This window comes from Streptomyces sp. NPDC051064 (genome assembly GCF_044455985.1).
GTDB lineage: Bacteria > Actinomycetota > Actinomycetes > Streptomycetales > Streptomycetaceae > Streptomyces.
In genome coordinates this window covers 346,269-373,133 of record NZ_JBITFK010000008.1, presented here as the reverse complement: position 1 = coordinate 373,133, position 26,865 = coordinate 346,269, and the positions used below count along the sequence as shown (strand labels likewise).

Here is a 26,865-nt window from a genome sequence, read left to right as displayed (position 1 = left end):
GGGGGTCGTGTGCACGCATGACGCAACAGCGAGCGGACCATCGGCCGTACTTTTTTCTGAGCTACGCGCATACACCGGGGTACGGCGGTGGATCGGACCCAGACATGTGGGTCGAACGGCTTTTCCAAGATCTCTGCGGTCATGTGATGGCGATGACCAATCTTCCCGCGGGATCCCCGGCCGGATTCATGGACCGGGAGATACGCTCCGGCGAGGGCTGGTCCGAACGGCTGGGCAATGTTCTGGCCAACTGCCGGGTCTTCGTCCCGCTCTTCTCGCCGCGCTACTTCGCCAGCGAGATGTGCGGCAAGGAGTGGTACGCCTTCGAGCAGCGCGCCATTCACCACCGGGCCCGGTCGAACCAGCCGGCGGAGGCGATCGTGCCCGCGCTCTGGGTGCCGGTGCAGCCGAGCCAACTGCCGGGCCCCGCCGAGCGGTTACAGTTCAACCACCGGGACTTCGGGGACCGGTACGTCAGCGACGGGCTCTACGGGCTGATCAAACTCACACTGTTCGCCCAGGACTACGAGCAGGCCGTCTACCAGCTGGCCAAACGCATCGTCCACGTCGCCGACAGCGTGCAGATCGGCTCGGGCAGACCCCTCGACTTCCGCCTCGTCCCCAGCGCCTTCGGCGCGCCGGGCAGCGGAGCGGGCGCCCCGAGGCCCATGCGGATCACCATCGCCGCCCCCACCCGCCACGACCTGCCGGAGGGCCGGAACCCGGAGTACTACGGCGACAATCCGCAGGAGTGGAACCCCTACCATCCGGCCGCCGCCAGACCGCTGGCCTACGTCGCCGAAGAGCTCGTGCGCTCCCTCAACTACCAGGCCGTCATCACCTCGTTCGACGAGGAACCCGGCCAGCGGGAGGGCAAGCAGCCGCCGAGCTCCCCCGAGATCCTCCTGGTCGACCGCTGGGCCCTGCGGGACGAGGACCTGAGACGCCGGCTCGCCGCCTTCGACCGGGAGAACCGGCCCTGGGTGACCATGGTCGTCCCGTGGTGCAGGGAGGACCATCAGAGCAGGGCGGCCGAAGCCGAACTGACCGAGAAACTCGAGCAGACGATGCCGGTCAAGATGCAGCAGGGGCGGGCCTTCTGCCGTGTCGCGGCCAAGGGGGTACTCAGTATGGAAGCGTTCGGCCAGATCCTGCCCCAAGTGGTCGAGGTGGCTGCCCAGCAGTATCTGAGGCACGCCACGGTCTATCCACCGGCCGGTGGGCGGCACAGCGAGCGGACGCGGCTGATGGGGCCCATGGGCAACACCCAGTTCATACCCGACATGCACGACCCTGCGACGGATGCGGAGGACGTATGACAGCCGGTCGTGACGGGCGCATCGTCACTTTCTACTCGTACAAGGGCGGTACGGGGCGCACCATGGCCCTGGCCAACACCGCCTGGATCCTGGCCGCCAACGGCAAGCGGGTGCTGGCAGTCGACTGGGACCTGGAGGCACCGGGGCTCCACCGGTTCTTCCACCCCTTCCTCGACCCCTCGACGCTCGGGGCCACCACCGGCGTGATCGACCTGATCACCGAATACGCCTGGGCCGCGACCAACCCCGCCCAGCGGGCCGACGACTGGCACCGCGACTACGCCCGTATCCAGCCGCACGCCGTCTCGCTCACCCCCGAGGCGCTCGGCTGGGAGTTCCCGAGGGGCGGCACCCTCGACTTCGTCTCCGCCGGACGGCAGAACCGCGAGTACTCCGCGACCGTCTCCACCTTCGACTGGGACAACTTCTACGACCGGCTCGGCGGCGGCCACTTCTTCGACGCCCTGCGGGACGACATGAAGGCCAACTACGACTACGTCCTCATCGACAGCCGTACGGGTCTCAGTGACATCGCCGACATCTGCACCGTCCACCTCCCGGACGTGCTCGTCGACTGCTTCACCCTCAGCGACCAGTCCATCGACGGTGCGGCCTCCGTCGCCCGGCAGATCGCCGAGCGCTACACCGGCCGGCCCATCTCGATCTTCCCCGTCCCCATGCGGATCGACGAGGGCGAGAAGGAGAAGGCTGACGCCGGGCGGGCGCTGGCCCGGCTGAAGTTCGACCGGCTGCCCCGTGACCTGTCGGGCGACGAACTCACCGCCTACTGGGGCGCGGTGGAGATCCCCTACCGCCCCTACTACGCGTACGAGGAGACCCTCGCGACCTTCGGCGACGAGGCCGGGCTCAGCAACTCCCTCCTGTCCGCGTTCGAGCGTCTCACCGCGGTCGTCACCCAGCAGGAGATCACCTCGATGCCCCCGGTGGGTGAGGAGGTCCGGCTGCGCATCCGCGACGCGTTCACCCGGCGCAGGCCGGCTCTGCCCGCCGATCTCTTCCTCAGCTATGTGGCGGAGAACCGCATGTGGGCCGACTGGATCGAATCTGTCCTCACCCGGGCCGGGTTCCGGGTGGTCCCGCGCGACGTCTCCGCCGAGCCCGGCCCCTTGGACGCGAACCACGCCGTCGAGACCGCGACCCGCACCGTCGTCCTGCTCTCCAGCGCCTACCTCAAGTCCCAGCGGGCCGTGGACCTCTGGGAGCGCGCGGTCTCCGAGGACCCCGGTGGCGGGCGGCGTCAGCTGCTGCCGCTCAGGGTGAGCGACGTCCGGCTCTCCGCGCCGTACATCGACCGCAACCCGGTCGACCTCTTCCGGCTGGACGAGGTGCACGCCACCACGGCCCTGATGCGCGCCCTGGACCGGCCGGTGCAGCTCGGCGACGGGATGTCGCCCGGCCCCCGCTTCCCCGGCACCGTGCCGAGGATCTGGAACGCACCGCCCCGCAACCCCGGCTTCACCGGCCGCTCCCTGGTCCTGGAGCGGATGCGCGACCAGCTCGGCGGCGGCATGGCCGTCGTGCTGCCGCAGCCGCAGACCCTGTACGGCCTGGGCGGCGTCGGCAAGACGCAGGTGGCCCTGGAGTACGTGCACCGCTTCATGGCCGACTACGACCTGGTGTGGTGGATATCGTCGGAGCAGATCGACGACGTCGTGGCCAGCCTCGCCGAACTCGCCGTACGGCTGGGCGCCCAGGGCGGGGACGACATGGCGGCCGCCTCGCAGGAAGCCGTGGACCTGCTGCGGCGGGGGGTGCCCTCGGAACGCTGGCTGCTGGTCTTCGACAACGCCGATGATCCGGAACGCCTCAGCCGGTATTTCCCGCAGGGCGGATCCGGTCACATCCTCGTCACGTCGAGGAACCAGTCCTGGTCGCAGCACGGTGACGCGCTGCCCGTCGACGTGTTCCTGCGGGAGGAGTCGATCGAGCACCTCCAGCGCCGTGCACCGGGGCTGAGCGACGAGGACGCCGCCCAGGTGGCCACCGCGGTCGGCGACCTGCCGCTGGCGGTCGAACAGGCGGCGGCCTGGATCGCGGAGACCGCGACCCCGATCGACACCTATCTGGAGCAGCTGGCCCAGCAGGCCCCGGAGGTCCTGGCCCTGAACCAGCCGGCCGGGTATCCGCAGCCCGTCGCCGCCACCTGGAACATCTCCATCGAACGCCTCAAGGAGCGCTCACCCGCAGCGGTGCGGCTGCTCCAGCTCTGCGCGTTCTTCGCGCCCGAGCCGATCTCCGCGAATCTCCTCTACAGCAAGGAGATGATCGAGGCGCTGAAGCCGTACGACGCCTCGCTCCAGGAGAAGCTGGTCCTGGGCCGGGTCATCCGGGAGATCGGCCGCTTCGCCCTGGCCAAGGTCGATCAGGTGTCGAACTCCATCCAGGTGCACCGTCTGGTGCAGGCGGTGATCAGGGCCCAGCTCAGCGAGGAGGAGCAGCGCGAGGCGCGGCATGTCGTCCACCGCATCCTGGCGGGCGCCCGGCCCGACGACGACGAGCCGATCGACAACCCGGCGACCTGGCCGCGCTTCGCCACGATCTGGCCGCACCTCGGCCCGTCGGACGCGCGCAACTGCAAGGATCCGGAGACCCGCAGGCTGCTGATCGACCGGGTGCGCTACCTGTGGAAGCGGGGAGACGTCCGGACGGCGGGCCGGCTCGGGGACGAACTCCGCGACACATGGCGGGAGATGCTGGGCAACCAGGATCTGCAGTACCTCTACCTCTGCTTCCACCTCTCCAACATCCTGCGCACCCGTGGCCGGTACGTGGAGGCCAAGGAGCTCGACGAGGTGACCCTGGGCAGGCAGCGAGCGGTGCTGGGGCCGGAGCATCCGCACACATACATGACCACCAGCAGCCTGGCGATCGACCTCGGCCTCCTCGGTGACTACGGCAAGGCGATCGAGCTGGCGACCGCGGCGCACGAGGGGTTCAGCCAGATCTTCCACGACAGGCATCCCCGGACGCTGGCAGCGGCGAACAACCTGGCACTGAACCTGCGGAGCGTGGGGCAGTACGCCCGAGCCAGGGAGATCGACCAGGACGTCTACGACCTGCGGTCCGAGGTCCTCGGTCCCGAGCATCCGTACAGTCTGTCCTCCGCCATCTCGCTGGCACGTGATCTGCGCGAGGTGGGGCGGTACGAGGACTCGGTCGGTCTGCTCAGCCGGACCTACGACGCGTACAAGGCCACCCTCGGCCGGACCTACCCCACCACGCTCAGCGCCGCCAAGAGTCTGGCGGTCTCGCTGCGCAGGGCGGGGCAGCTGGAGGACGCGCGGAGGCTGACGGTGGCCACCCGGGCGAGGTACCGGGCCAAGTACACCGCGGCCAACCCCGAGTCACTGGCCTGCGACCTCAACCTGGCGTCCGACCTGTTCGCCGCGGGGGAGGCCGTCGAGGCGAGGGACACCGCGCAGGAGGTGGTGGACCAGTACATGAACGTGCCGGGGGAGCACCATCCGTACACCCTGGCCGCGCAGAACAATCTCGGCGCCTACCTCGCGGGGACGGGCGCACCGCTGGAGGCGGAGAAGCTGCTGACGCGGGTGGTCGCCTCGATGCGTGAGGTGTTCGGCCGTGAGCACCCGAACACGCTGTTCTGCGTCATGAACCTGGCGAACGCGACGGCCGCGCGGGGCGATCTCGAACTCGTCCTGGAGACGGAGCGGCGGGTCGCCGGCCAGCTCCGGGATGTTCTCGGGGCGCACCACCCGGAGACCCTGGCCATGACGTCGAACCTCTCGGTCACGCTCGACGCGATGGGACGCAAGGACGAGGCGCTGAGTCTGCGGGCGGAGACGGGCGACGAACTGGCACGACAGCTCGGTGACGAGCACCCGCTGGCCCGGATAGCGCGGGACGATCGGAGGTTCTGGCGCGAGCTGGAGCCGATGTCGGTGTGACACCGGGGAGTTGAGGCACGGAGGGGCGGCCCGGTGAGGATCCGGGCCGCGCCGCCGGGTCCCCCGTGCCGTCGCTCACCGTTCATCCACCGGCCGGCTGACGTGTGCCCGGCGGCTGCCGTGCGGGTGCCCCGGGCCACTAACGTCGCACCGTTCCCGGAACGCTCCACCCTCTCGGAAGGTGCGCGATGTCCTTGCTCACGTCTCCGCCCGTGAAGCGGGCACTGCGCCCCGTCCTCACGGCCCTCGACCGCAGGATCAAGCGGCTCGCCAGGCTCGAGAACACGGAGCTGCGCCGACAGCTGGAGGAGACCCGGCGGCAACTGGACAGCGTGGCGGTGAAGAGCTACGCGGTCGAGCTGCTGCTGGGGCGCGCCGGACGGGGCAGCCACCGCACCCCCACCCGGACCCAGGTGGGGAAGCTGGCCGGAGAGGTACGCGAGGTCACCGGCGTCGACACCGCCGAACGCCATGTCCACCTGGCCTACCGCACCCTCGTCGTGCTCGAGGCGCTGGGCTCCGGGCGGGTGGCGGGCGGCACGATGAACGTCGTCGGCAAGCTGTCCGCCGTCCCGCTGCTGAAGCCGCCGAACGACGACGTGCTGGAGATCGGCACGCTGCACGGCCTGTTCGCGGCAGGCCTGGTCCGGCAGCTCGTCAGCGCGGGCTACGCCCCCCGCCTGACGATCGTCGACCCGCTGGCCGAGGTCCAGCTGCAGCCGGGCCACGTACTCGGCGCCGATCCGTCCGGAACCCCGATCAGCGAGAAGGTCGTGCGCGCCAACCTCGGGCTGTCCGGCCTGCCCGAGGAGCGGATCCGGCTGCGGCGCGGCTTCTCGAACGACCCCGGGGTCCGAGCCGCCGTCTCCGACCGTGAGTACGGCGTCGTCGTCATCGACGGTGACCACTCCGAGGAGGGCGTACGGGAGGACCTCGAATGGGCCGAGACGCTGGTGGCGAGCGGTGGTGTGGTCGTCCTCGACGACTACACCGACAGGAACTGGCCGGGCGTCGAGGCCGCGGTGGAGAAGCACCTCGAGGGCGACACCCGGTTCACCTTCATCGGCCGGACCTCGACCTCCGGTTTCCTCCGGGCCAGGTGATCCGGTGGGGCTCCGGCGCCGGAGCCCCACCGCCGGTCAGCCGACCGCGGCCTCCCGTTCGTCCAGCAGCCAGTTGAGCACCTCGGGCAGCACGGACAGCGCGTCGAAGTGCGCCGCCGCCGGTTCCAGTACGGCGGTGGCGCCCGGGATCTGTCCGGCCAGCCATCGGGAGTGGCCCACAGGGGAGAACACGTCCTTCACGCCGTGCCACAGCATCACGGGACACCTGATGTCGGCGGGGTCGAACCCCCACGGCCTGCTGAACGCGAAGACGTCGTCGATCCAGCCGTACGCCGATGTACGCAGCCCCTCGCGGAAGTTGGCGAGTAGCATCATGCGGATCCCGGCGTCGTTGACCACGGTGCGGTCGGAGTCGGTCAGCTCCCGGCGCAGGTCGTCCAGGAGCCGGGCCGGGTTCTGCCGGATCTCCGCCGAGCGGCTGATGAAGGACTCGGCCAGCCCGGCCGGATCCGCCGCGGCCCGGGAGTACGCGAGCACGTTCGAAGCGGCCATTCCTTCGAACCAGTCGAGCCCTTCGGCGTTCGGGGGAGCCAGGCTGACGAGAGCGGCACCGCGGGTGACCCGTTCGGGCATCAGCGCGGCGCAGGCCAGAGCGTGCGGTGCGCCGCCGGAACGGCCGACCACGGCGAAGCGTTCCAGGCCGAGGGAGTCCGCGATCGCCCGTACGTCCTCGGCGACGTCCATCACCCGTCGCCCCGGCAGCCGGTCCGAGCCGCCGTACCCCGGGCGGTCGTAGGCGATCAGCTGCATGTTCCGCTGGTAGAGGACCATCCCGCGTGGAGCCGGCCCCAGCCGGCTGCCCGGCATGCCGTGCAGGAGGAACACCGGTCTGCCGCGGGGGTCCCCCTGTCGCTCGACCATCAGATGCCGTCCGTCGGCCACGCGCACCCGACTCCGCACGACGTCCCTCCGCTCATCACCCCGCTCGGTCCGGACATCAACTGCCCGGTGTGTACTGCCAGTTCGATAATGACCTATCGGAGGCGATACCGGCACTCCCTGTCGGAACGAGCCGGTGGTGTTCGGGACGTCCGGGGGCATTCGGTGGTGTTCGGCTTCAGGAGTGCCCTCCACAGCATCCGGACTCCAGGAGCCATTACAGGACAGGACCAGTCCTCACCCGCTGTCGACGGGTCATCGCCCCGGGTGTTCGCGAACGGAACCGACGTGGTGCGACACCCGGGTTGTGAACACGGCGCGGGCGAACCGTCGTCGTCGTGTGCGCGTCCGGAAGTCGACCTTGTGTGCTATCGACCGCATCGGAATAGTGGGCGCCCCATCCTCCGTGCTCCGGACACCCCACTTGTCCGTGCACGGCCCCACAGGAGGTCGAAGTTGAAGCACCGACGCATACCCAGGAAGCGTGTGGCCCTGGCCGGATCGGCCGTCCTCGCACTGGTCGCGGCAGGAGTCACGTTCCAGACCGCGAACGCGAGTGACGACGTACACGAGTTCACTGCGAAGACCCTCAACGCCCACTCGGCCGGAAGTCTGGCCACCACCCTGGACAAGGCCCTGGGCGGTGACAAGGCGGGCTCGTACTACGACGCCAAGGCCAAGAACCTCGTCGTCAACGTCATCGACGAGGCGGCGGCCGAGCAGGTCCGCCAGGCCGGCGGCAAAGCCAGACTCGTACAGCACACGCTCGCCGAGCTGACGAACGCGCGGCAGACCCTCACCGACAAGGCCACCATCCCCGGCACCTCGTGGGCGGTCGACCCGGTCAGCAACAAGGTGGTCGTCACGGCCGACCGTACGGTCGACGGCGCGGCCTGGGACAAGCTCGGCAAGGTGGTCGACGGGCTCGGTACCAAGGCCGAACTCAAGAAGTCCGCAGGGGAGTTCAAGCCCCTCATCGCGGGCGGCGACGCCATCTGGGGCGACGGCGGACGCTGCTCGCTCGGTTTCAACGTGGTCAAGGGCGGCGAGCCGTACTTCCTGACCGCCGGCCACTGCACCGAGGGGATCACCAGCTGGTCCGACACGCAGGGCGGCACGGAGATCGGCGCCAACGAGGGCTCCAGCTTCCCGGACAACGACTACGGCCTGGTCAAGTACACGTCCGACGTCGAGCACCCCAGCGAGGTGGACCTCTACAACGGCTCCACCCAGGCGATCACCCAGGCGGGCGACGCGACCGTCGGCCAGACGGTGACCCGCAGCGGCTCCACCACCCAGGTCCACGACGGTGAGGTCACCGCGCTGGACGCCACGGTCAACTACGGCAACGGCGACATCGTCAACGGCCTCATCCAGACCACGGTCTGCGCCGAGCCCGGTGACAGCGGCGGCTCGCTCTTCGCGGGCGACACCGCGCTCGGTCTCACCTCGGGCGGCAGCGGTGACTGCTCCGCCGGCGGCGAGACGTTCTTCCAGCCGGTGCCCGAGGCACTGGCGGCCTTCGGCGCCGAGATCGGCTGACCTCCGGCCCCCTTCGGTTCCGGTGAACCGGCGAGCCCGCCCCCCTCACACGAGGGGGGCGGGCTCGCCCGCTTGAAGGCGGCGTTTCAGCTCGGGTGGACCGCGTCCTCGATACGGGCGAGTTGGGCGGCGAGGATCTTCTCGAACGCGGCGCGACGGTCCACCCCGCGCGGCTCTACGAGGCGTGGTTCGGCATGATCGACCCGTCACGCGACTGCAGCGTCTACGCCATGTCATGGGTGGGGCCTTCGGCCTCGCTGATATCGACCGTCGCGGACCTCAACCGTCTTCACCGCAGTTGCTCGGGTGCGACCAGACGCCGGGGCACAGGAGAGGCGCCGGGGGCCCGGTCGGCGGGGGCGCCGCTCAGTGCTCCGTCCATGTATCCGAACAGTGCCTCGCCGATCGGGTCCGGCAACGGCTTGCCGTCCTCGCCGAACCGCTCGTACTTCATCAGGTTGTAGCCGATCGCGGCCTGCCGGCGCCCGTCCTCCGAGGACAGCGCCCAGGTCCCGGCCCCGAACACGCCACCGTCGTGGCCCCAGTACCAGTCGCCACTGGGCATCTTGAGCGTGTAGAGGCCGAGGCCGTACCGCATCGCCACCTCCTGTCCCGGGGCCGGCTCGTAGGCGGGAACCGTCGTCTTCATCTCCCGCAGCTCCGCCGCGCCGAGCAGCTTCCCGCTCAGGAGCCGGCGGTAGAAGTCGTTGAGGTCGCTCATCGTGGAGACCATCGCACCGGCCGTCCCGGCCCAGGACATGTCGTAGACGCTGTAGTCGCGCGCCGGCTCGATGGTCGCGTAGAACGACTCGTACATCTTGGCGTGCGGCCCCGATATGCGGGCGGAGCGCGGGAAGTACGTGTGCCGCAGCCCGGCCTTGCGGATGACGTTCCTGGTGATGTACGACTCCGGGTCCTGGCCCGTGGCCTTCTTCAACAGCAGGCCGGCGATGACGTAGTTGGTGTTCGCGTACGAGTGGGTGCCCCGGGGTGCCTGCGGCTCGGCGGCCAGGCCGAGGCGGGCCAGCTCCTCGGGGGCCATCCTGCGGAACCGGCCTTCGTCCAGGGCCTGTCCCGGGTCCGTCACCAGTCCGGGGAAGGCGGGCAGTATGTAGTCCGCGATGCCGCTCGTGTGGTTGAGCAGCATCCGCACCGTCACCTCCCGGCCCCGTTCGCCCGGCACCAGCTCCGGAAGGTACTCGCCGATGGGGGCGTCCAGGTCGATCCGGCCCTTGGCCACCTGCTGGAGGACGGCCACCGAGGTGAAGGTCTTGGTGATGCTGCCGATCCGGTGCTCGTAGTCCGGGCGCATCGGCCGCCCGTCGGCGATATCGGCGACGCCTGCCGCTCCGCGCCACTGCTCGGAGCCGTCCCTGACCGATGAATAGGCCCCGTACATCCCCGCCCGGTGGAACGCCTCGAGGGAGGCGCGCAGCGCCTGCCGGTCGAGGCCGGACGTGACCGGGGCGGATGCGGTGGCAGTGGCCGGCGGCGGGGAGGCCGCCCCGGCCGGAAGCGCACCGACCGCGAGCGACAGCAGGGCCGCCGATGCCACGGCGGCCAGGCGCAGTCCCCGGCGGTCGGGGTGAGGGCTCGGGTGGGTGTTGCGCATGGGGGACCCCGTCTCGTCAGGTGTGCGTGGCGGAGCTCCCCATCCTCTGCGCGTCGCACCGGTCATCCATCCTCCTTGGGAACGACCTTGTGCACAGGAAGAGATGACGTTTGTCAGGTGTCGGCCCGCGGCCGCAGGCACCGGGAGCCGTCACGCATCCGTCCGACGCTGTTCCGGCCGGTGGGCCAGGGCCGCCCCGCGACGGTTGGATACGGTGGGCCGATGTCCTTGCCTCCCGGCCGAATCGCCCTCGACGGACTCGACGGACTCGACGCCCGGCTGGAGGCACTGTGGCGCGGAACGGACCTGCCTGCTCCGGAGGATCCTGCCGGTCCTGTCCCGGACGGGGCCGCTGAGCTGGTCCGCTGGGTCACCGACCGGCTCGATGGCATTCCGCGCGAGCCGGAGGGCCCCTTCACCCGCCAGGTGGGCAGCCTGCTGGAGGAGTTCCGCAGCCGTCGCAGTCCGTGGAACGCGGCGGCGCTGCGGTTGCTCGGTGATCCCTACAACTTCGTGGCCACCGGCCCCCGGCTCCACGAGGACTGGGCGTACGACGTCATTGCCGTGCTGCACCGCTCGGTCCTCGATCCCCGCGGCTGGGTCAGGCTCGACCCGGACCGCGACAACACCAGCCGTGACCAGGTGCCCGCGTATCCCTTCGATCCGCCGGCGGCCTCCCGGTTCCCCGAGCGCCTGTACCCCATCGGGACGGCGGCGGCGGTCGCCGCGCTCGCCGTCATGACCGAGGAATGGCAGTCGGAACCCGCCCCGGTCCGTTCCCGCCCGGACCAGGACGCCGTCCTCGCGGACGCCCGGACCCTGCTCGGCCGGTACGGCTCCACTGCGGGCTACTGGACCAACGCGACGGCCGGCGCCTCGGGCCCGGAACCGGACTTCCTGGCGGCAGGCCTCGCGGGCACGGGTTCCCATTCCTTCCTCACGGGGGAGTACATCAACGGCCTCGACCTGTTCGAAGACCTGGGCCTGATCGCGGTGAACGACGAGGAGGTCGGCGTCTTCTGGTCGGTCGGGGCGTACTGAACCGTGGCCGGCCCGCGACGGTCTCCGGTGCCGGACCTCAGCCGAGGCGCGAGCTGCCGCCGGAGGCGCCCGCCGCCCGCCGGGCCTCGTCCGGGCCCCGGCGGCGCATCGACAGGAGCAGGGTCAGGGCCGTGCCGACGACCGCCCAGGCGGAGAGCACCAGCAGGGGGCCGGTGACCGCGTTGCCCTTGAAGTACGCGATCGAGCGGGCCACCCAGGTGCCCGCTCCCGGTGGCAGGGCGGGGCCGATCGCCCGCCAGAAGTCCGGCAGCATCGGCAGCGGGAAGGCGCCGCCGGCGCTCGGGTTGCCCGCGATCACGATGAGCAGGACGGCCAGGCCGATGCCGACGATGCCGGTGAGCGCCTGCAGGGCGAGCGTGATCATGCCGACCGCGAAGACGGTCAGGGCGCCCAGGCCGGCCAGGGCCCAGACGCTGCCCGGGAGCGCGCCGAGGACCGGGCCGATGATGACCGCGCCGCCGATGCCGCCCGCGATCGAGTACAGCGCCATGACCGCGGTGCGGATCACCGCGCGCTGCCGGTTGGCCGGCTTGGTGCCCGCGCTGATCGCCAGGATCGAGGCGCAGAGGTAGCCGCCCACGCACCAGCCCACGACCAGGTAGAACGACGAGAGGCCGTCGAAGTCGTGCGGGGAGGCGGGGGCCACGTCCACGGTCCGGACGGTGCGCTGCCGTGGCCCCTCCGCCTCCTTGATGATCGTGGTCAGTGAGGTGGCCAGCACGGTGCCGCCCCCGGACGCGACGAGCACGGTGTCCGTCGCCCCGGTGGGGCTGACGATCAGGGCGCCGTCGATCTCGCGGTTCTGGATCTGCCGGCGGGCCTCGGCCTCGCCGGAGACCGCGCGCGCATCGAGCGGGCCGCCCGGCAGATCACTCAGCCGGGTGACGAGCCGCCCGGACACCTGCTGCGGGGCGACGACCCCGAAGGGGACATCCGTCGGGTCGGGCCTGTGCAGCGCGCCGACGTACGAGGCGATGAACAGCAGCTGCAGTGCCAGGACACCGACAACCAGTAGCGCGGCCCGTGTGGTGACGGCGCTCTTCACCTCGTCAGCGAAAGTCATGCCCCCACGGTCCGAGGAGTCCGGCGTTCGCGCAGGTGGGGCCGGGCCGAATGGCGGAGAAGTGGCCCCACACCCGGTTATCGTACGAACGTTCGAAACTTGGTCTATGGTGGAGAGCGAGGGGGTGGTGAGTACGGATCGGTCCAGGAGGTGCGGATGCCCGGGTTCACGCATCTGCATACCGTTTCCGGGTTCTCCCTGCGGTACGGGGCATCGCACCCGGAGCGGCTGGCCGAGCGTGCCGTCGAGCGGGGGATGGACGCCCTCGCGCTGACCGACCGCGACAGTCTCGCGGGCGCGGTCCGCTTCGCCAGGGCCTGCGAGAAGGCCGGGATACGTCCGCTCTTCGGGGCGGAGCTCGCGGTGGCGCGGCAGGTCGGCGAGGGGGGTCGTACGCACAGACCGCGCACGCCGGTCCGCGGAGGTGCCTTTGTCGATGAATCCGCACCCCGGGTCACCTTCCTCGCCCGGGACGGTGCCCGCGGCTGGGCCGAGCTGTGCCGGCTGGTCACCGCCGCCCACGCCCCCGGTGCCGGGGACCCTGACGCCAGGCAGCCCCTGGTCGGCCGGGACGCGCTGCCCGCCGGAGGGCTCACCGTGCTGCTCGGCCCCGCCTCCGAGGTGGGCGCCGCGCTGGCCGCGGGCCGGCCCGACCGGGCCGCCGCGCTGCTCGCCCCCTGGCGGGAGATCTACGGCGACGCCCTGCGCCTCGAAGCCGTCCATCACGGCCGCGAGGGCACCGGCCCGGGATCGCTGCGGCTCGCCGCCCGTACCGTCGGCTTCGCCGCGGAGCAGGGGGTGCGGGCCGTCCTGACCAACGCCGTCCGGTACGCCGACCCCGGGCAGGGCCCCGTCGCCGACGTGCTCGACTCGGCCCGCAGGCTCGTCCCCGTCGACCCGCGCCGTTCTCCCCTCGACAGCGGGGAGCGCTGGCTCAAGGACGCCGACGCGATGCGGGAGACCGCCGAGCGGATCGCCTCCGCCGCGGGGCTCGGACGGGACGCGGGGCAGCGGCTGCTCGCGGAGACCCGGCACACCGCCGACGCCTGCCTCGTCGACCCGGCGGACGACCTGGGGCTCGGCAGCGTCCACTTCCCCGAACCGCACCTCGTCGGCGCGGGCCGGCGCACCGCCCAGCGGGTGCTGGCCTCCCGCGCCGCCGCCGGCATGGTGCGGCACGGCTACGACCGCAGGCGCGACTACTGGGACCGGATGCACCACGAGCTGGACATCATCGCCCACCACGGTTTCGCCTCCTACTTCCTGACGGTCTCCCAGGTCGTCGACGACGTGAAGGGGATGGGCATACGGGTCGCCGCACGCGGCTCCGGGGCCGGTTCCCTGGTCAACCACCTGCTCGGGATCGCCCACGCCGACCCGGTCGAACACGGGCTGCTCATGGAACGCTTCCTGTCCAAGCGGCGCTTCGTGCTGCCCGACATCGACATCGACGTCGAGTCGGCCCGCCGCCTGGAGGTCTACCGCGCGATCATCGGGCGCTTCGGTGCCGAGCGGGTCGCGACCGTCTCCATGCCCGAGACCTACCGGGTGCGCCACGCCATCCGCGACGTCGGCGCCGCGCTCTCCATGGACCCGGCCGAGACCGACAGGCTCGCCAAGGCCTTCCCGCACATCCGGGCCAGGGACGCCCGCGCCGCCATGGAGGAACTGCCCGAACTGCGCGCCGTGGCCGGGCGGAAGGAGAAGTACGGCCGGCTCTGGGATCTGGTGGAGTCGCTGGACGCGCTGCCGCGCGGCATCGCCATGCACCCGTGCGGGGTGCTCCTCTCGGACGACTCGCTGCTGCGGCGTACGCCGGTCATGCCCACCAGCGGCGAGGGTTTCCCGATGTCCCAGTTCGACAAGGACGACGTGGAGCACCTCGGGCTGCTCAAGCTCGATGTACTCGGCGTGCGGATGCAGTCGGCGATGGCCCACGCGGTGACCGAGGTGAAGCGGGCCTCGGGGCGGGAGGTCGACCTGGACGCCGTACCGCAGGGCGACCCGGAGACGTACCGGCTGATTAGGAGCGCCGAGACGCTCGGCTGCTTCCAGATCGAGTCGCCGGGCCAGCGCGACCTGGTCGGCCGGCTCCAGCCCGCCACCTTCCACGACCTGGTGGTCGACATCTCACTGTTCCGGCCGGGGCCGGTCGCCGCCGACATGGTGCGGCCGTTCATCGAGGCCAGGCACGGCCGCGCGCCCGTGCGCTACCCGCACCCCGATCTGGAGGAGGCGCTGCGCGGCACCTATGGGGTGGTCGTCTTCCACGAGCAGATCATCGAGATGGTGAACATCATGACCGGGTGCGGACGCGGCGAGGCCGACCGGGTGCGGCGCGGACTCTCCGACCCCGAGTCGCAGGCCCGGATCAGGGTCTGGTTCGCACAGCGGGCGGCGCGGAGGAAGTACGGCGCCGAGGTGATCGCCCGTGCCTGGGAGATCATCGAGGCGTTCGGGAGCTACGGCTTCTGCAAGGCGCACGCGGTCGCCTTCGCCGTGCCGACGTACCAGTCGGCCTGGCTCAAGGCGCACCACCCGGCGGCCTTCTACGCGGGGCTGCTCACGCACGACCCCGGGATGTACCCGAAGCGGCTGCTGCTCGCGGACGCGCGGCGGCGCGGGGTGCCGGTGCTTCCGCTGGACGTGAACCGGTCGGCGGCCGTCCATAGGATCGAACTGGTGTCTGGCGACAACGGTGATAAATGGGGATTGCGGCTGGCCCTCTCGGATGTCCACGGCATCAGCGAGGCCGAGGTCGCCCGGATCGAGGCCGGGCAGCCCTACGCCTCGCTGCTGGATTTCTGGCAGCGGGCCAGGCCCGGGAAACCGGCCGCCGAACGGCTGGCCCAGGTCGGCGCGCTGGACGCCTTCGGCGCCAACCGCCGGGACCTGCTGCTGCATCTGTCCGAGCTCCACCGCGCCCAGCGGAGCTCCGGTTCCGGCGCGGCGGGCGCCCAGCTCCCGCTCGGCGGCGGGCACAGGACCGGCACCGTCGGACTGCCCGACCTCAACGACGCCGAACGCCTCAGCGCCGAGCTCGGCGTCCTCAGCATGGACGTGTCGCGCCACCTGATGGGCGATCACCACGCCTTCCTGAAGGAGCTCGGCGCGGTCTCCGCCCAGCGGCTGCGGGAGGCGGGGCACGGGGAGACCGTGCTGGTCGCGGGGGCCAAGGTGGCCACCCAGACCCCGCCGGTCCGTTCCGGGCGCCGGGTCATCTTCACCACCCTGGACGACGGGACGGGCCTGGTCGATCTCGCCTTCTTCGACGACAGCCACGCCGCCTGCGCGCACACCGTCTTCCACTCCTGGCTGCTGCTCGTGCGCGGGGTGGTCCAGCGGCGCGGCGCGCGCAGCATGAGCGTGGTCGGCTCGGCGGCCTGGAACCTGGCGGAGCTGGCCGAACTGCGGCGCACCGGCGGCCTCGACGCGGTCGCGGCACGGCTGGCGGAAGAGCCCGCCTCCGGTGAGGAGGAGCCACCCGACGACGGCCGCCGCATCCAGCTGCCGACCGGCTACGAGATGAACCCGTGGTCCGATCTCCAGCCGGCCGGTGAAGGGACGCCCACCGGAAGGAAGCTGTGGCACCGGAGCCAGGGGAGCGCGGGATGAACGACCAGCCGGCCGTCCTGTGCCTGCGGTTCCGCCGGATCGGCGGCGGACTGCCGGACAGTGCGGGTTACGAGGGACTGCTCGCCCTCCTCGGGGCGTTCACCCCGGTCGTCGAGGCGGCTCCGCCCGGCGCCGCGCTCGCCGATGTCAGCGGCGCGCTGCGTTACTTCGGGCAGGACGCGGCGGGTCTGGCCTCCGTGATCCGGGTGCGCGCCCTCGCCCTGCACGGCGTGGACTGCGCGATCGGTGCGGCTTCCAACCCCATGCTGGCCAGGATGGCCGCACGGCAGGCGACGCCCGGCACGACCTTCGTGGTGCCCCCCGGTGAGCACGCCGGCTTCCTCGCGTCCAAGCCCGCCGCCGCGCTGGACGGTGTCGGGGCGGCGACCGCGCGCACCCTGTGCGGATACGGGCTCGACTCCATCGGCCGGATAGCCGCCGCGCCGCTCGCCACCCTGCAGCGGATCACCGGCGTACGGACCGGGCGCGAGCTGTGGGAGCGGGCCAACGGCATCGACCGTACGCGGGTCGTGCCGAACGCCGCCGCCCGGTCGATCGCCGCCGAACGCTCCTTCCCCCGCGACGAGCTGGACCCGGAGCAGCACCGCCGCGCGCTCCTCTCGCTCACCGAGGAGCTGGGGGCCAGGCTGCGCGGCGACGGCCAGGTGTGCCGCTCGCTCGCGGTCTCCGTGCGCTACGCCGACCGGACCGGTTACGCGACGCTGACCCGCAGCCGTACGCTCCAGGAGCCCACCGCCCACTCGGCGGCGCTCACCTCGCTTGCGTACCGGATCCAGGACTCGTTCGCCCTGCAGCGGGCGCGGGTGCGGGGGATCGGGCTGCGGGCGGAAGGGCTCCATGACGCGGAACGTGCCGCCCATCAGCTCACCTTCGACCCGGTGGACGAACGGGCCCGGCGGATCGAGGCGGTCTCCGACAGGCTGCGGGCCAGGTTCGGGCCGGGGGCCGTGAAGCCGGGGCGGCTCGCGGCCTGACCCCGGAGCACCGGAATCTTTTTACCGACGCGTAACTTCCCCCCTGACCTTACCCGTGCGTAACTTGACATGAGCACGTTGAAAAAACGTCATTCGCTGTGGTCCGGACCGCAGGGCGCACCGACATCGCAACTCCCTTGAGCCGCAAGGAGACCACCCGATGCTGCCCTGGACCATTGCCCGGCGCTCCCCACGCGCACGCCGCACCCTCGCCGCCCTGCTCCTCACCCTCGCCGCGCTCGTCGCCCCCACGGCGACCGCGACCGCGGCGGAAACCGCCGCTCCGTCCCGTGGATGGAACGACTACTCCTGCAAGCCCTCCGCAGCCCACCCCCGGCCGGTCGTCCTCGTCCACGGAACCTTCGGGAACTCGGTCGACAACTGGCTGGTCCTCGCGCCGTACCTCGTCAACCGGGGCTACTGCGTCTTCTCGCTGGACTACGGACAGCTCCCGGGCGTGCCGTTCTTCAACGGACTCGGCCCGATCGACAAATCGGCAGGACAGCTCGACGCGTTCGTCGACAAGGTGCTCGGCGCCACCGGCGCGCCCGAGGCCGACCTGGTCGGCCACTCCCAGGGCGGCATGATGCCCAACTACTACCTGAAGTTCCTCGGCGGAGCCGACAAGGTGAACGCCCTCGTCGGGATCGCCCCCGACAACCACGGCACCACGCTTCTCGGCCTCACCCGGCTGCTGCCGTACTTCCCGGGCGCCGAGGACCTCCTCACGACGAACACCCCGGGCCTCGCCGACCAGATCGCCGGCTCCGCCTTCATCACGAAGCTCAACGCGGGCGGCGACACCGTGCCCGGGGTCCGCTACACCGTCATCGCGACCCGGTACGACGAAGTCGTGACCCCGTACCGCACGCAGTACCTGGACGGGCCGAACGTACGCAACGTCCTGCTCCAGGACCTGTGCCCGGTCGACCTGTCCGAGCACGTCGCGATCGGCACCATCGACAGGATCGCCTTCCACGAGGTGGTGAACGCCCTCGACCCGGCGCACGCCACCCCGACCACCTGCGCCTCGGTCATCGGCTGAGACGCGCGGCGGGGCCCCGGAAGTCCGGAGGCCCCGCTGTCACCAGCGGTCAGGCGCGGTGCGCGCCGCCCGAGGACCTGCGGCGGACCGAGACGAACAGGGCGCTCGCCCCGAGGGCCAGCGCGGCGACTCCGCCCACCGCGAGGTACGAGGTGCTGCTGCCGCCACCCGTCTCGGCGAGGGCCTCGTCCGCCGGGGCCGTGTCCGCGGGGGAGGCGGCGACGTTGTTCGGCTCGGGCGCGTTCGCCCCGGTGGCCTCGGCCGGGGCCGCCTCGGTGACCTCCGCGCCGGTCGAGGCGTCGTCGTCCCCATGTCCGCCATGCTCGACGGATGACTGCTCCGCGCCCTCGTCGATCTCCTGCTCGGACGGGGCGGACGCGGTGGGCGCGGGCGCGGCCGCGACGGAACCGCTGCCGGACTTCTCGCCGCCGAAGACCACGTCGGAGCAGGCGTAGAAGGCCTCGGGGGAGTCCGACCGCTGCCAGACCGTGTAGATCAACTGCCGTCCCGACGCCTCCGGCACGGTGCCGTCGAAGACGTACGAACCGTCCTCCAGCGTCGGGTCGGTGGCCGTGGCGAACGGCTTCTCCTGGAGGTCCGACCACTTCAGGGGCTGCGCCGGGTCGTAGCTCGCCTTGGTCAGGTACAGCTCGAACGAGCCCTTGTGCGGAGCCGTCGCCCGGAACCGGAAGGTGTGGCTGCCCGCCTCGATGGGCGTGGACGGCCAGTCGGCGCGCGGCAGGTCGAGCCCCTTGAACTTGTCGTTGCCCGCGCTGCACAGCTTGCCGTCCGGGATCAACTCGCGGTGCTTACCGGCGGCGTTGGCGATGTTCACGCCGTTCCAGTCGTACAGCGCCTGGGTCCCGCCCGCCGCGACCGCCGCCTGGCAGGCCGCCGACCGCGGGCTCTCCGGCCCCTCCGCGAAACAGGCCGAGACCCGGCTGACCGGATCGCTCAGCGAACCGTGGGCGGCGGCCGGGGAGGCGGACAGCCCGGTCAGCGCGAGCGGCGCGACGCCGAGCGCGACGACGGCTCCGGCGACCTTGCGGCGAGCGGTGGTGATGACGGCCATGGTGGTGGTTCTCCTTCGGCGGCACGGCTGTTGGCTGTTGTCGACCAGGTCTGGTGATCGGCAGGCTAGCCGCCACGGGGAGCGGATTCGGGCGGGAAAAGGCGCAGGTGGGGATCGTTATGGCGCCCTTAAGGGACGGTTAGGGGAGGGCTCAGGAAGCGCCCGCCGAGAAGCCGTTGCGTAGGGGGCGGTCCTCGGCGGACGCGTCGCCCAGGAGTACATGACGGTCCGTCCGCCTCGCGGCGGGTGGTTCCGCGTGAGACGACCGCCGGTCGCCGCCCTTCGCCCGTCCGCGCAGTGGGCCGGGCCCGTCCGGGGAGCGGGACGGCCTGCCTGTGGCAGCGCTCTGTCACGACGGGCGGACGGTCCGCGTCGGCCGGCCCGGAGCTCCGGCCGTTCCGCCGGTCGGCTCGCGCGGCGAGCCCGAGGCCGCGCGTCTCTCGCCCGAACGGCCGAGTGGCCGGTCCCGGCCCGTGCAGGGATGGTGGAGACGGAGGGGGGCCCGCTCCCCGGTTCCCGGGGAGCACCTCGTCATCAGGGAGTCAGCCATGACACCGGACATCGATGCCGCAGAACTCGCCACGCCGGACCCACTCGCACGGTTCCTGGCCGAGTCGGGTCCGCCAGGAGGAGAACACGCGCACGGCCCGTCGCAGTCGGTCCGCACGGCGCAGCACGGAGGACACAGGATCGCCCTCACCACGACCTACGACCTCACCGTGGACGGGACGCCCGTGTCGGCCCGGCTGCACGTCGGTGACGAGGGCACGCTGTACAGCCCCGGTCTGCCGTATCACCGGTTCGCTTCGGCTCTGGACGCCGTGCGGGCGCTGATGTCGGCCTATCCCCACCACTTCGAGGGAGGCAGCTGAGATGGTCCCGGTCCGCAACAACGTGCTGTCCGACCAAAGCTCGCTGAACCAGTTCCTCGCGGGGGTCAGCCTGCTCAAGAAGGAGAAGACCGCCTACACCACCAAGCGCTTCGGTATTCCCGGCCCGGACAACCCGGTGTACACCTACGACTTGTTCGTGTTCTGGCACATCGGCGCGACGAATCTGGCCATCCCGCGGGGCGGTGATCCGTCGCTGCGCAACGCCGCCCACCGGGGGCCGGTCTTCCTGCCGTGGCACCGGCTCATGCTCATCAGCCTGGAGGCGAACCTCCGGCGGGTACTCAAGAACGACGATTTCGCTCTGCCGTACTGGGACTGGTCGGCCGACGGCGACGACGGCTCGCCGACCGATGCCCCGATCTGGTCGGCCGCCTTCATGGGCGGGCAGGGTGACCCCGTCTCCGACGGGCCGTTCGGCTACTTTCCGGACGATCCGGGCCGCTTCACCGTCCGCATCGAGAGCGACATCAACGGGAAACCTGTACAGGCCGGGGGCGGTACCGGACGGGGACTGGTCCGGACGTTCGCCCAGGAGCCGCCGGATGGCTGGACGAAACTGCCGGACAGCGAGGACGTGAAAGCCACCCTCAACTACACGCCTCCCGGAATCGACCCGGAAGACCGGTACGACGTAGTCGACTTCAGTGCCGACTCCGACGGTTTCCGCGGCCGGCTCGAAGGCTGGCTTCCGAGAGGGCGGCCCTGGATGCACAATCAGGTCCACCAGTGGGTCGGTGGAGACATGGGCCCGTCGAGTTCTCCCAACGATCCTGTGTTCTACCTGCATCACTGCAACGTGGACCGGATCTGGGAGAGCTGGATGGAGCAATACGGCCGCCTCTACGCCCCGACGACGGCCCCGGACCCTCCGTACGGAGGCGAACGGATCGACGACATCCTCACCTTCGGCGGCAGCCAGCAGTTCACTCCGGGAAACATGCTGGATGTGAGCAGGCGCTACACCTACGGGCCCTAGCTCCGAGGGCGTCCGCCGCGTCCGCCGTCGCGCCACACCGAGACGGCCGGCTCCGGCACCGGTCCGCAGGCCGGCCGGCGGCTCCCGGGAGCGGGGAGCCTCCGGCCACGGGGGAGGCGTCAGACCTGGACGCCCGGAGTGCCGTCCTCCACGACCACGCTCGCGCGGGTGCTGATCGTGGCGTCCGGCTTCGTCACGAACGGCAGGACGCGGAAGTCGCTCGTCCACCGCTCGCGGTCCACCGTGACGCGTACGTAGCCGCGCTGGTTGTTGAAGAACTTCATGTGCGGGTTCGCCGCGAGGAAGGTCTCGCCCTGAGCCGTCATGTCCGCGCCGTCACCGCCGCTGGTGATCGAGGTGCCCACGAACTCCGAGCCGACGGTCGCCGACTCCGGGTCGGCGAAGTCGCGCTTGAGGTCCCAGGCGTAGTTCTGGTGGCGGTCACCCGTGATCACGACCAGATTGCGCACCCCGCGGGTGTCCGCCTCCGCGAGGAGCCGGTTGCGCTCGGCGACGTAACCGTCCCACGGATCCATGAAGACGTTCGTCGCCGGGCCCGGGTCCTGGTCGGTCTGGCCCATCGGGGCCTGGTTGCCGAGGATCCGCCAGCGCGCCTGCGAGCGGCTGAAGCCCTTGAGCACCCAGGCCCGCTGCCGGGCCCCGAGCAGGGTCCGGCTCTTGTCGAAGCGGTCGTCGCAGTCGGCCGACGAGCCGTCGCCGCACGGCTGGTCGTCGCGGTACTGGCGGGTGTCGAGCATGGTGAAGTCGGCGAGCCGGCCGTAGGAGAGCCTGCGGTACATCTGGACGTCGGGGCCCTCGGGCAGCTGGGGCCGGCGCAGCGGCGCGTGCTCGTACAGGGCCTGGAAGGCGTCGGTCCTGCGCTGCAGGAAGGTCTTCGGGTCCTCGTTGTTCTCGGAGGTCTCGTCCGCCCAGTTGTTCTCCACCTCGTGGTCGTCGAACGTCATGATCCACGGGAAGTTGGCGTGCGCCTCGCGCAGCGGGGCCTCGGACTTGTAGAGGCCGTACTGGAGGCGGTAGCGGGCGAGGTCGAGGGTCTCCGTGTGGAACTTCGGATCCGTCGTCACGCCGCGCTTGTTCGTCTTGACGCCGTGCTCGTACAGGTAGTCGCCGAGGTGCACCACCAGGTCCAGGTCCTCCTGCGCCATGTGGTGGTACGCCGTGAAGTAGCCGTCCTGCCAGGCCTGGCAGGAGGCGAAGGCGAACTTCAGCCCGCGCGGGTCGTCCGAGGGGGCCGGAGTGGTGCGCGTACGGCCCACGGGGGAGATCGCGGAGCCGGCCTTGAAGCGGAACCAGTAGGTGCGGTCGGGGGCGAGCCCGTGCACCTCGGGGTGGACGGAGTGCGCCAGTTCGGGAGTCGCGACGACGCTGTCCCGGCGTACGACCCGGCGGAACCGCTCGTCGAGCGACACCTCGTAGTGGACACGGACCGGCTTCGCCGGCATGCCGCCGAGGCCGTCCTGTGCGAAGGGTTCGGGAGCCAGGCGGGTCCAGAGCACGACGCCGTCCGACGTCGGGTCGCCCGAGGCGACACCCAGGGTGAACGGGTCACCCTTCAGGGTGGGCGCGGCGAACGCGGACTGAGCCTCCCACGCCCCCGTCCCGAGCATCAGCGCGGCGGCTGCCGCCCCGCCGAATCCGAACATCTGCCTGCGGGACACGGAATTCGCGACCACGGGTTACGCCCTCCTCGGTTGATCTGCGCCAACCTCGGACACGCTGCCGGGAATTGATGTCATGCTCACACGCAGCGTATGGCCGGGGGCCGAGCGTTACGTGAACAGGACAGCTATGCGGCGAGCGGCTCGGGGAAACCGGCCGGGACGGGGACGCCGCCCCTTGCGCCGGCCCGTCTCAGGACACCGCGCGGTAGCGGCGCTCCGGCCGGCCCGTGCCGCCGTAGCGCAGCGACACCTCGGCCCGGCCGGTCTCCGCGAAGTACTCCAGGTAGCGGCGCGCGCTGACCCGGGAGAGGGTGCCCGCCTCGGCGCACTCGGAGGCCGACAGGCCGTCCGGGTGCTCGCGCAGGACGCGTTCGACGAGGTCCGCGGTGTGGGCCGCCAGGCCCTTGGGGAGCTCGCGGGAGCCCGGGGGACGGGTGCCGAAGATGCGGTCCACATCCTCCTGGCGGGCCTCCTGGCGGGCCTCGTCCAGCGCGTCCAGGCGATGGCGCAGCGAGGCCACGTGCTGCAACTGCTCCTGGAGGGCGGAGCGGTGGAACGGTTTGATCAGGTAGTGCAGGGCGCCCGCCCGCAGGGCGGCCCTGACCACCCCGGCATCGCGGGCGGCGGTGATGAAGAGGGCGTCCGCGCTGTGGGCGCCGCCGTCCCGTTCCTCCGCCGCCCGCAGCTCCCGCAGGACCTGTATCCCGTCCATGTCGGGCAGGTAGATGTCGAGCAGGACCAGGTCAGGACGCGTTCTGCGGGCCGCGCGCAGGGCATCGGCGCCCGTGTGGGCCACGCCGACGACCGTAAAACCGTCCAATGCGGACACATACCGGCTGTGCAGCTTCGCGACCATGAAGTCGTCGTCCACCACCAGCACTTTCGTCACGCGGCCACGGTAGGGCGCGACCACAACGACCACAACGTCCATTGATTCCGGAAAGGCGACAGGTCGTTAACGCGCAGGCAACATGTGGGCCACCTCACACGCGATCACACCCGTACACGTAGAGCTCGAAAGGCGGCATCCGGTGCGACTGCGCACTCCACTCGCCCTGTTCGGGGCAGCGCTGCTGGTGCTCGTCGGGCCACCTCTGCTGTCCACCGGCAGTGGCTCCGACACCGGCACGCAGATCCCCGGACTGCGCTTCATGGTTCCCAACACACCCGGCGGCGGTTACGACATCACGGCGCGCACCGCGGCGAAGAACGCCGAGGACGCGGGCCTCACCCACGGCATCGAGGTCTTCAACCTGCCCGGGGCGGGCGGCACCGTCGGGGTGACCCGGCTGGCCGCCGAGCACGGCAACGGCAAGCTCGCCATGTCCATGGGCCTCGGTGTCGTGGGCGCCGTGCACACCAACAAATCGTCCACGACCCTGTCCGACACCACCCCGATCGCCCGGCTCACCGAGGAGCAGGACATCGTCGTCGTCGCCAAGGACTCCCCGTACAGGACGATCGGCCAGCTCCTCTCCGCCTGGAAGAAGGACCCGGGGAAGATCCCGGTCGGCGGCGGCTCCTCGCCCGGCGGGCCGGACCACCTGGCACCGATGCTGATGGCGAAGGCCGCCGGGATCGCACCCAAGCAGGTCAACTACATCCCGTTCGACGGCGGCGGTGAACTGCTCGCCTCGATCCTCGGCGACAAGGTCGGCTTCGGTGTCTCCGGCGTCGGCGAGTACCTCGACCAGATCGAGGCCGGTGAGCTGCGGCTGCTCGCCGTCACCGGCCCGAAGCGGGTCCCCGGCCTCGACGCCCCCACCCTCCGAGAGGCCGGTCTGGACACCGACTTCACCAACTGGCGCGGCATCGTCGCCCCGCCCGGACTCTCCGACGCCGAACGCGACAAGCTGATCGGGCTGGTCAGCGAACTGCACGACTCGAAGCAGTGGCGGGACTCCATGAAGAAGAACGGCTGGGACGACGCCTTCCTCACCGGCGACGACTTCGGCGACTTCCTGGACGCCCAAAACCGGCGTGTCGCCACCGTCCTCAAGGAGCTGGGACTGTGACGGACGAGACCACACCCTCCCGGCCCACCACCGCACGCGCCTGGCTGCGCGAGCACTCCGAACTCGGTGTGTGCGTGCTCCTGCTCGTGCTGGGCGCCCTCGTCCTGACCGACGCCCTGACCATGAGCGTGGACATCACCCAGCGCGGGCCCGTCGGCCCCAGGACCGTCCCTGTCGTGGTCGGCATCGGGCTGCTGGCCGTCGCCGTGCTGCTGGCCGTCGACGTCCTGCGCGGCGGACGCGGCGAGGCGGAGGCCGGCGAGGACGTCGACCTCGACGAACCGGCCGACTGGCGCACCGTCGCCCTGCTCACCGGCGTCTTCCTCGCCTTCGCCGTCCTCATAGGTCCGCTCGGCTTCCCCATCTCCGGCGCCCTCCTCTTCTGGGGGTCGGCCTACGCGCTGGGCAGCCGCCACTTCGACCGCGATCCGCTCATCGCGGCAGGACTGTCCCTGGTGACCTACTTCGTCTTCGACAACCTGCTCGGGGTGCCCCTCCCGGGCGGCCCGCTGATGGGGGTGCTCTGACCGATGGATTCCCTCAACTCCCTCATCGACGGCTTCGGCACGGCGCTCACGCCGGTCAACCTGCTCTGGGCCGCGCTCGGCGTCCTCCTCGGCACGGCCATCGGTGTGCTCCCCGGCATCGGCCCCGCCATGGCCGTGGCACTGCTGCTGCCGGTGACGTACGGACTCGAACCGACCGGTGCCTTCATCATGTTCGCCGGGATCTACTACGGCGCGATGTTCGGCGGCTCCACCACCTCGATCCTCCTCAACACCCCGGGGGAGAGCGCGGCCGTCGTCGCGGCGATCGAGGGCAACCCGATGGCGAAGGCCGGGCGAGGCGCACAGGCGCTCGCCGCCGCCGCCGTCGGTCACTTCGCCGGCGGCATGATCGGCACGATCCTGCTGGTCGTCCTCGCCCCGACCGTCGCCTCGCTCGCCGTCGACATCGGCGCCCCCGACTACTTCGCCATCATGGTGCTGGCCTTCATCGCCGTCACCTCCGTCCTCGGCTCCTCCCGGATCCGCGGCCTCGCGTCGCTCCTCATCGGCCTCACCATCGGCCTCGTCGGCCTGGACCAGATGACGGGCCAGCAGCGTCTCACCTTCGGCTCGCTCCAACTCGCCGACGGCATCGACGTGGTGATCGTGGCCGTCGGACTCTTCGCCATCGGGGAGGCCCTCTGGGTCGCCGCCCACCTGCGCCGCACCAGCGGGAAGCCGATCCCCGTCGGCCGTCCCTGGCTGGGCAGGGACGATGTCCGGCGCACCTGGAAGTCGTGGCTGCGCGGGCCGCTCATCGGCTTCCCGTTCGGCGCGATCCCGGCGGGCGGCGCGGAGATCCCCACCTTCCTCTCGTACGTCACCGAGAAGCGGCTCTCCAAGCACCGCGACGAGTTCGGCAAGGGCGCGATCGAGGGCGTCGCCGGGCCGGAGTCGGCGGCCTCCGCCTCCGCCGCGGGAACGCTGGTCTCCATGCTCACGCTCGGCCTGCCCACCACGGCCGTCGCCGCCGTCATGCTGGCCGCCTTCCAGCAGTACGGCATCCAGCCCGGCCCGCTCCTGTTCGAACGTGAACCCGAGCTGGTCTGGGGCCTGATCGCCTCCCTCTTCGTCGGCATGGTGCTGCTGCTCGCCCTGAACCTGCCCCTCGCGCCGCTCTGGGCGAAGCTGCTGCGGATCCCGCGCCCCTACCTCTACGCGGGCATCCTGTTCTTCGCCGCAGTCGGGGCGTACGCGGTGGGCGGGGAGGCCGTCGACCTGGTGATCCTGCTGGTCATCGGGCTGATCGGCTTCGGGATGCGGCGGTACGGTCTGCCGGTGCTGCCCGCGATCATCGCGGTCATCCTCGGCCCGTCCGCCGAACAACAGCTGCGGCGAGCCCTCCAGATCAGCGACGGCAGCGTGACCGGACTGGTCAACACCCCGTTCTCCGTGACGGTCTACGTCATCGTCGCGCTGATCCTGGCCTGGCCGCTGGTGAGGAAGGCGCTGGGGCGGAACCGGGGCTGAGGGATTGTCGGTGGCGGCTGAGAG

The 26,865-nt window shown here is 71.1% G+C and carries 19 protein-coding genes and 1 pseudogene; 14 read left to right on the top strand and 6 right to left on the bottom strand.

The genetic code is table 11. The features are described 5' to 3' along the window. The first annotated feature begins 17 nt into the window (after positions 1-17). The 3 genes from fsxC to ACIBCU_RS28515 all read left to right on the top strand — a co-directional run bounded on the left by fsxC (position 18) and on the right by ACIBCU_RS28515 (position 6,351). Positions 18-1,319: an FxsC protein gene (gene fsxC / locus ACIBCU_RS28525; protein ID WP_399234914.1), complete on the top strand. Its 1,302-nt coding sequence runs from the start codon at positions 18-20 to the stop codon at positions 1,317-1,319. Beyond that, complete coding sequence (gene fxsT, locus ACIBCU_RS28520; protein ID WP_399234911.1) at positions 1,316-5,248, top strand: FxSxx-COOH system tetratricopeptide repeat protein; 3,933 nt, start codon at positions 1,316-1,318, stop codon at positions 5,246-5,248. Before fsxC ends, fxsT begins: the two co-directional genes overlap by 4 nt. Positions 5,249-5,436: 188 nt before the next feature. Further along, positions 5,437-6,351 (top strand): class I SAM-dependent methyltransferase, encoded by a 915-nt coding sequence (locus ACIBCU_RS28515; protein WP_399234909.1) that lies wholly within the window; start codon positions 5,437-5,439, stop codon positions 6,349-6,351. Positions 6,352-6,387: 36 nt separating this feature from the next. Here ACIBCU_RS28515 and ACIBCU_RS28510 read toward each other — a convergent pair whose 3' ends face one another. Continuing rightward, on the bottom strand, positions 6,388-7,272 hold the full coding sequence (locus tag ACIBCU_RS28510) for an alpha/beta fold hydrolase (RefSeq protein ID WP_399234907.1): 885 nt from the start codon (positions 7,270-7,272) through the stop codon (positions 6,388-6,390). 435 nt (positions 7,273-7,707) lie between these two features. Between ACIBCU_RS28510 and ACIBCU_RS28505 the strand changes: the two genes are divergently transcribed. Both ACIBCU_RS28505 and ACIBCU_RS28500 read left to right on the top strand, forming a co-directional pair. Beyond that, positions 7,708-8,793 (top strand): S1 family peptidase, encoded by a 1,086-nt coding sequence (locus ACIBCU_RS28505; RefSeq protein ID WP_362931862.1) that lies wholly within the window; start codon positions 7,708-7,710, stop codon positions 8,791-8,793. Between the two features lie 167 nt (positions 8,794-8,960). Continuing rightward, positions 8,961-9,086, top strand: a pseudogene (locus ACIBCU_RS28500) (hydrolase); the annotation flags it as partial. Here ACIBCU_RS28500 and ACIBCU_RS28495 read toward each other — a convergent pair. Then, positions 9,083-10,405, bottom strand: a complete 1,323-nt coding sequence (locus ACIBCU_RS28495) for a serine hydrolase domain-containing protein (RefSeq protein WP_399234904.1) — start codon at positions 10,403-10,405, stop codon at positions 9,083-9,085. The pseudogene ACIBCU_RS28500 and the gene ACIBCU_RS28495 overlap by 4 nt on opposite strands. 222 nt (positions 10,406-10,627) lie before the next feature. On the opposite strand from ACIBCU_RS28495, the gene ACIBCU_RS28490 reads away from it, so the two are divergent. Then, the gene (locus tag ACIBCU_RS28490; RefSeq protein ID WP_399234902.1) at positions 10,628-11,446 is read left to right on the top strand and encodes a hypothetical protein; all 819 of its coding nucleotides are present in this window, start codon (positions 10,628-10,630) and stop codon (positions 11,444-11,446) included. Between the two features lie 37 nt (positions 11,447-11,483). Here ACIBCU_RS28490 and ACIBCU_RS28485 read toward each other — a convergent pair whose 3' ends face one another. Beyond that, positions 11,484-12,530: a DUF3533 domain-containing protein gene (locus ACIBCU_RS28485; protein WP_399234900.1), complete on the bottom strand. Its 1,047-nt coding sequence runs from the start codon at positions 12,528-12,530 to the stop codon at positions 11,484-11,486. A gap of 156 nt (positions 12,531-12,686) precedes the next feature. Between ACIBCU_RS28485 and ACIBCU_RS28480 the strand changes: the two genes are divergently transcribed. From ACIBCU_RS28480 to ACIBCU_RS28470, 3 genes are all read left to right on the top strand, one after another. Further along, on the top strand, positions 12,687-16,145 hold the full coding sequence (locus ACIBCU_RS28480; protein WP_362931810.1) for a DNA polymerase III subunit alpha: 3,459 nt from the start codon (positions 12,687-12,689) through the stop codon (positions 16,143-16,145). Continuing rightward, positions 16,142-17,140, top strand: coding sequence for a hypothetical protein (locus tag ACIBCU_RS28475; protein ID WP_399234898.1), 999 nt, complete (start codon positions 16,142-16,144; stop codon positions 17,138-17,140). Before ACIBCU_RS28480 ends, ACIBCU_RS28475 begins: the two co-directional genes overlap by 4 nt. Positions 17,141-17,300: 160 nt before the next feature. Continuing rightward, entirely contained in the window at positions 17,301-18,185 is an 885-nt protein-coding gene (locus ACIBCU_RS28470) for an esterase/lipase family protein (protein WP_399234896.1), read from the top strand. A 49-nt stretch (positions 18,186-18,234) separates the two neighbouring features. On the opposite strand, the gene ACIBCU_RS28465 is transcribed toward ACIBCU_RS28470, so the two are convergent. Next, entirely contained in the window at positions 18,235-19,257 is a 1,023-nt protein-coding gene (locus ACIBCU_RS28465; RefSeq protein ID WP_399234894.1) for a lytic polysaccharide monooxygenase, read from the bottom strand. 548 nt (positions 19,258-19,805) lie between these two features. Between ACIBCU_RS28465 and ACIBCU_RS28460 the strand changes: the two genes are divergently transcribed. Next, positions 19,806-20,129 carry a hypothetical protein gene (locus ACIBCU_RS28460; protein WP_362931802.1) on the top strand — a complete coding sequence of 108 codons (324 nt, stop codon included), beginning with the start codon at positions 19,806-19,808 and terminating at the stop codon, positions 20,127-20,129. A 1-nt stretch (position 20,130) separates the two neighbouring features. Next, on the top strand, positions 20,131-21,126 hold the full coding sequence (locus ACIBCU_RS28455; protein WP_399234891.1) for a tyrosinase family protein: 996 nt from the start codon (positions 20,131-20,133) through the stop codon (positions 21,124-21,126). Positions 21,127-21,245: 119 nt separating this feature from the next. Here ACIBCU_RS28455 and ACIBCU_RS28450 read toward each other — a convergent pair whose 3' ends face one another. Together ACIBCU_RS28450 and ACIBCU_RS28445 are read right to left on the bottom strand one after the other, a co-directional pair. Further along, positions 21,246-22,820 (bottom strand): alkaline phosphatase D family protein, encoded by a 1,575-nt coding sequence (locus ACIBCU_RS28450; RefSeq protein WP_399234889.1) that lies wholly within the window; start codon positions 22,818-22,820, stop codon positions 21,246-21,248. A gap of 178 nt (positions 22,821-22,998) precedes the next feature. Continuing rightward, positions 22,999-23,739 carry a response regulator gene (locus ACIBCU_RS28445; protein WP_362931796.1) on the bottom strand — a complete coding sequence of 247 codons (741 nt, stop codon included), beginning with the start codon at positions 23,737-23,739 and terminating at the stop codon, positions 22,999-23,001. Between the two features lie 100 nt (positions 23,740-23,839). On the opposite strand from ACIBCU_RS28445, the gene ACIBCU_RS28440 reads away from it, so the two are divergent. The 3 genes from ACIBCU_RS28440 to ACIBCU_RS28430 are packed head-to-tail and all read left to right on the top strand — an operon-like array spanning position 23,840 to position 26,841. Then, complete coding sequence (locus tag ACIBCU_RS28440) at positions 23,840-24,823, top strand: tripartite tricarboxylate transporter substrate binding protein (RefSeq protein WP_362931794.1); 984 nt, start codon at positions 23,840-23,842, stop codon at positions 24,821-24,823. After that, positions 24,820-25,350 (top strand): tripartite tricarboxylate transporter TctB family protein, encoded by a 531-nt coding sequence (locus ACIBCU_RS28435; protein WP_362931792.1) that lies wholly within the window; start codon positions 24,820-24,822, stop codon positions 25,348-25,350. The genes ACIBCU_RS28440 and ACIBCU_RS28435 overlap by 4 nt, the downstream gene beginning before the upstream one ends. Positions 25,351-25,353: 3 nt before the next feature. Beyond that, a complete protein-coding gene (locus ACIBCU_RS28430; protein WP_362931790.1) occupies positions 25,354-26,841 on the top strand; it encodes a tripartite tricarboxylate transporter permease in 1,488 nt (495 codons plus the stop codon). The last annotated feature ends 24 nt before the right edge of the window (positions 26,842-26,865 follow it).

Bases quoted from the DNA above. Each gene is read 5' to 3' on its own strand.
- fxsT (WP_399234911.1), top strand. From the start codon at position 1,316: ATGACAGCCGGTCGTGACGGGCGCATCGTCACTTTCTACTCGTACAAG.
- fsxC (WP_399234914.1), top strand. From the start codon at position 18: ATGACGCAACAGCGAGCGGACCATCGGCCGTACTTTTTTCTGAGCTAC.
- ACIBCU_RS28445 (WP_362931796.1), bottom strand. From the start codon at position 23,739: ATGGACGTTGTGGTCGTTGTGGTCGCGCCCTACCGTGGCCGCGTGACG.
- ACIBCU_RS28430 (WP_362931790.1), top strand. From the start codon at position 25,354: ATGGATTCCCTCAACTCCCTCATCGACGGCTTCGGCACGGCGCTCACG.
- ACIBCU_RS28455 (WP_399234891.1), top strand. From the start codon at position 20,131: ATGGTCCCGGTCCGCAACAACGTGCTGTCCGACCAAAGCTCGCTGAAC.
- ACIBCU_RS28465 (WP_399234894.1), bottom strand. From the start codon at position 19,257: ATGGCCGTCATCACCACCGCTCGCCGCAAGGTCGCCGGAGCCGTCGTC.
- ACIBCU_RS28490 (WP_399234902.1), top strand. From the start codon at position 10,628: ATGTCCTTGCCTCCCGGCCGAATCGCCCTCGACGGACTCGACGGACTC.
- ACIBCU_RS28495 (WP_399234904.1), bottom strand. From the start codon at position 10,405: ATGCGCAACACCCACCCGAGCCCTCACCCCGACCGCCGGGGACTGCGC.
- ACIBCU_RS28480 (WP_362931810.1), top strand. From the start codon at position 12,687: ATGCCCGGGTTCACGCATCTGCATACCGTTTCCGGGTTCTCCCTGCGG.
- ACIBCU_RS28485 (WP_399234900.1), bottom strand. From the start codon at position 12,530: ATGACTTTCGCTGACGAGGTGAAGAGCGCCGTCACCACACGGGCCGCG.
- ACIBCU_RS28515 (WP_399234909.1), top strand. From the start codon at position 5,437: ATGTCCTTGCTCACGTCTCCGCCCGTGAAGCGGGCACTGCGCCCCGTC.
- ACIBCU_RS28460 (WP_362931802.1), top strand. From the start codon at position 19,806: ATGACACCGGACATCGATGCCGCAGAACTCGCCACGCCGGACCCACTC.
- ACIBCU_RS28475 (WP_399234898.1), top strand. From the start codon at position 16,142: ATGAACGACCAGCCGGCCGTCCTGTGCCTGCGGTTCCGCCGGATCGGC.
- ACIBCU_RS28470 (WP_399234896.1), top strand. From the start codon at position 17,301: ATGCTGCCCTGGACCATTGCCCGGCGCTCCCCACGCGCACGCCGCACC.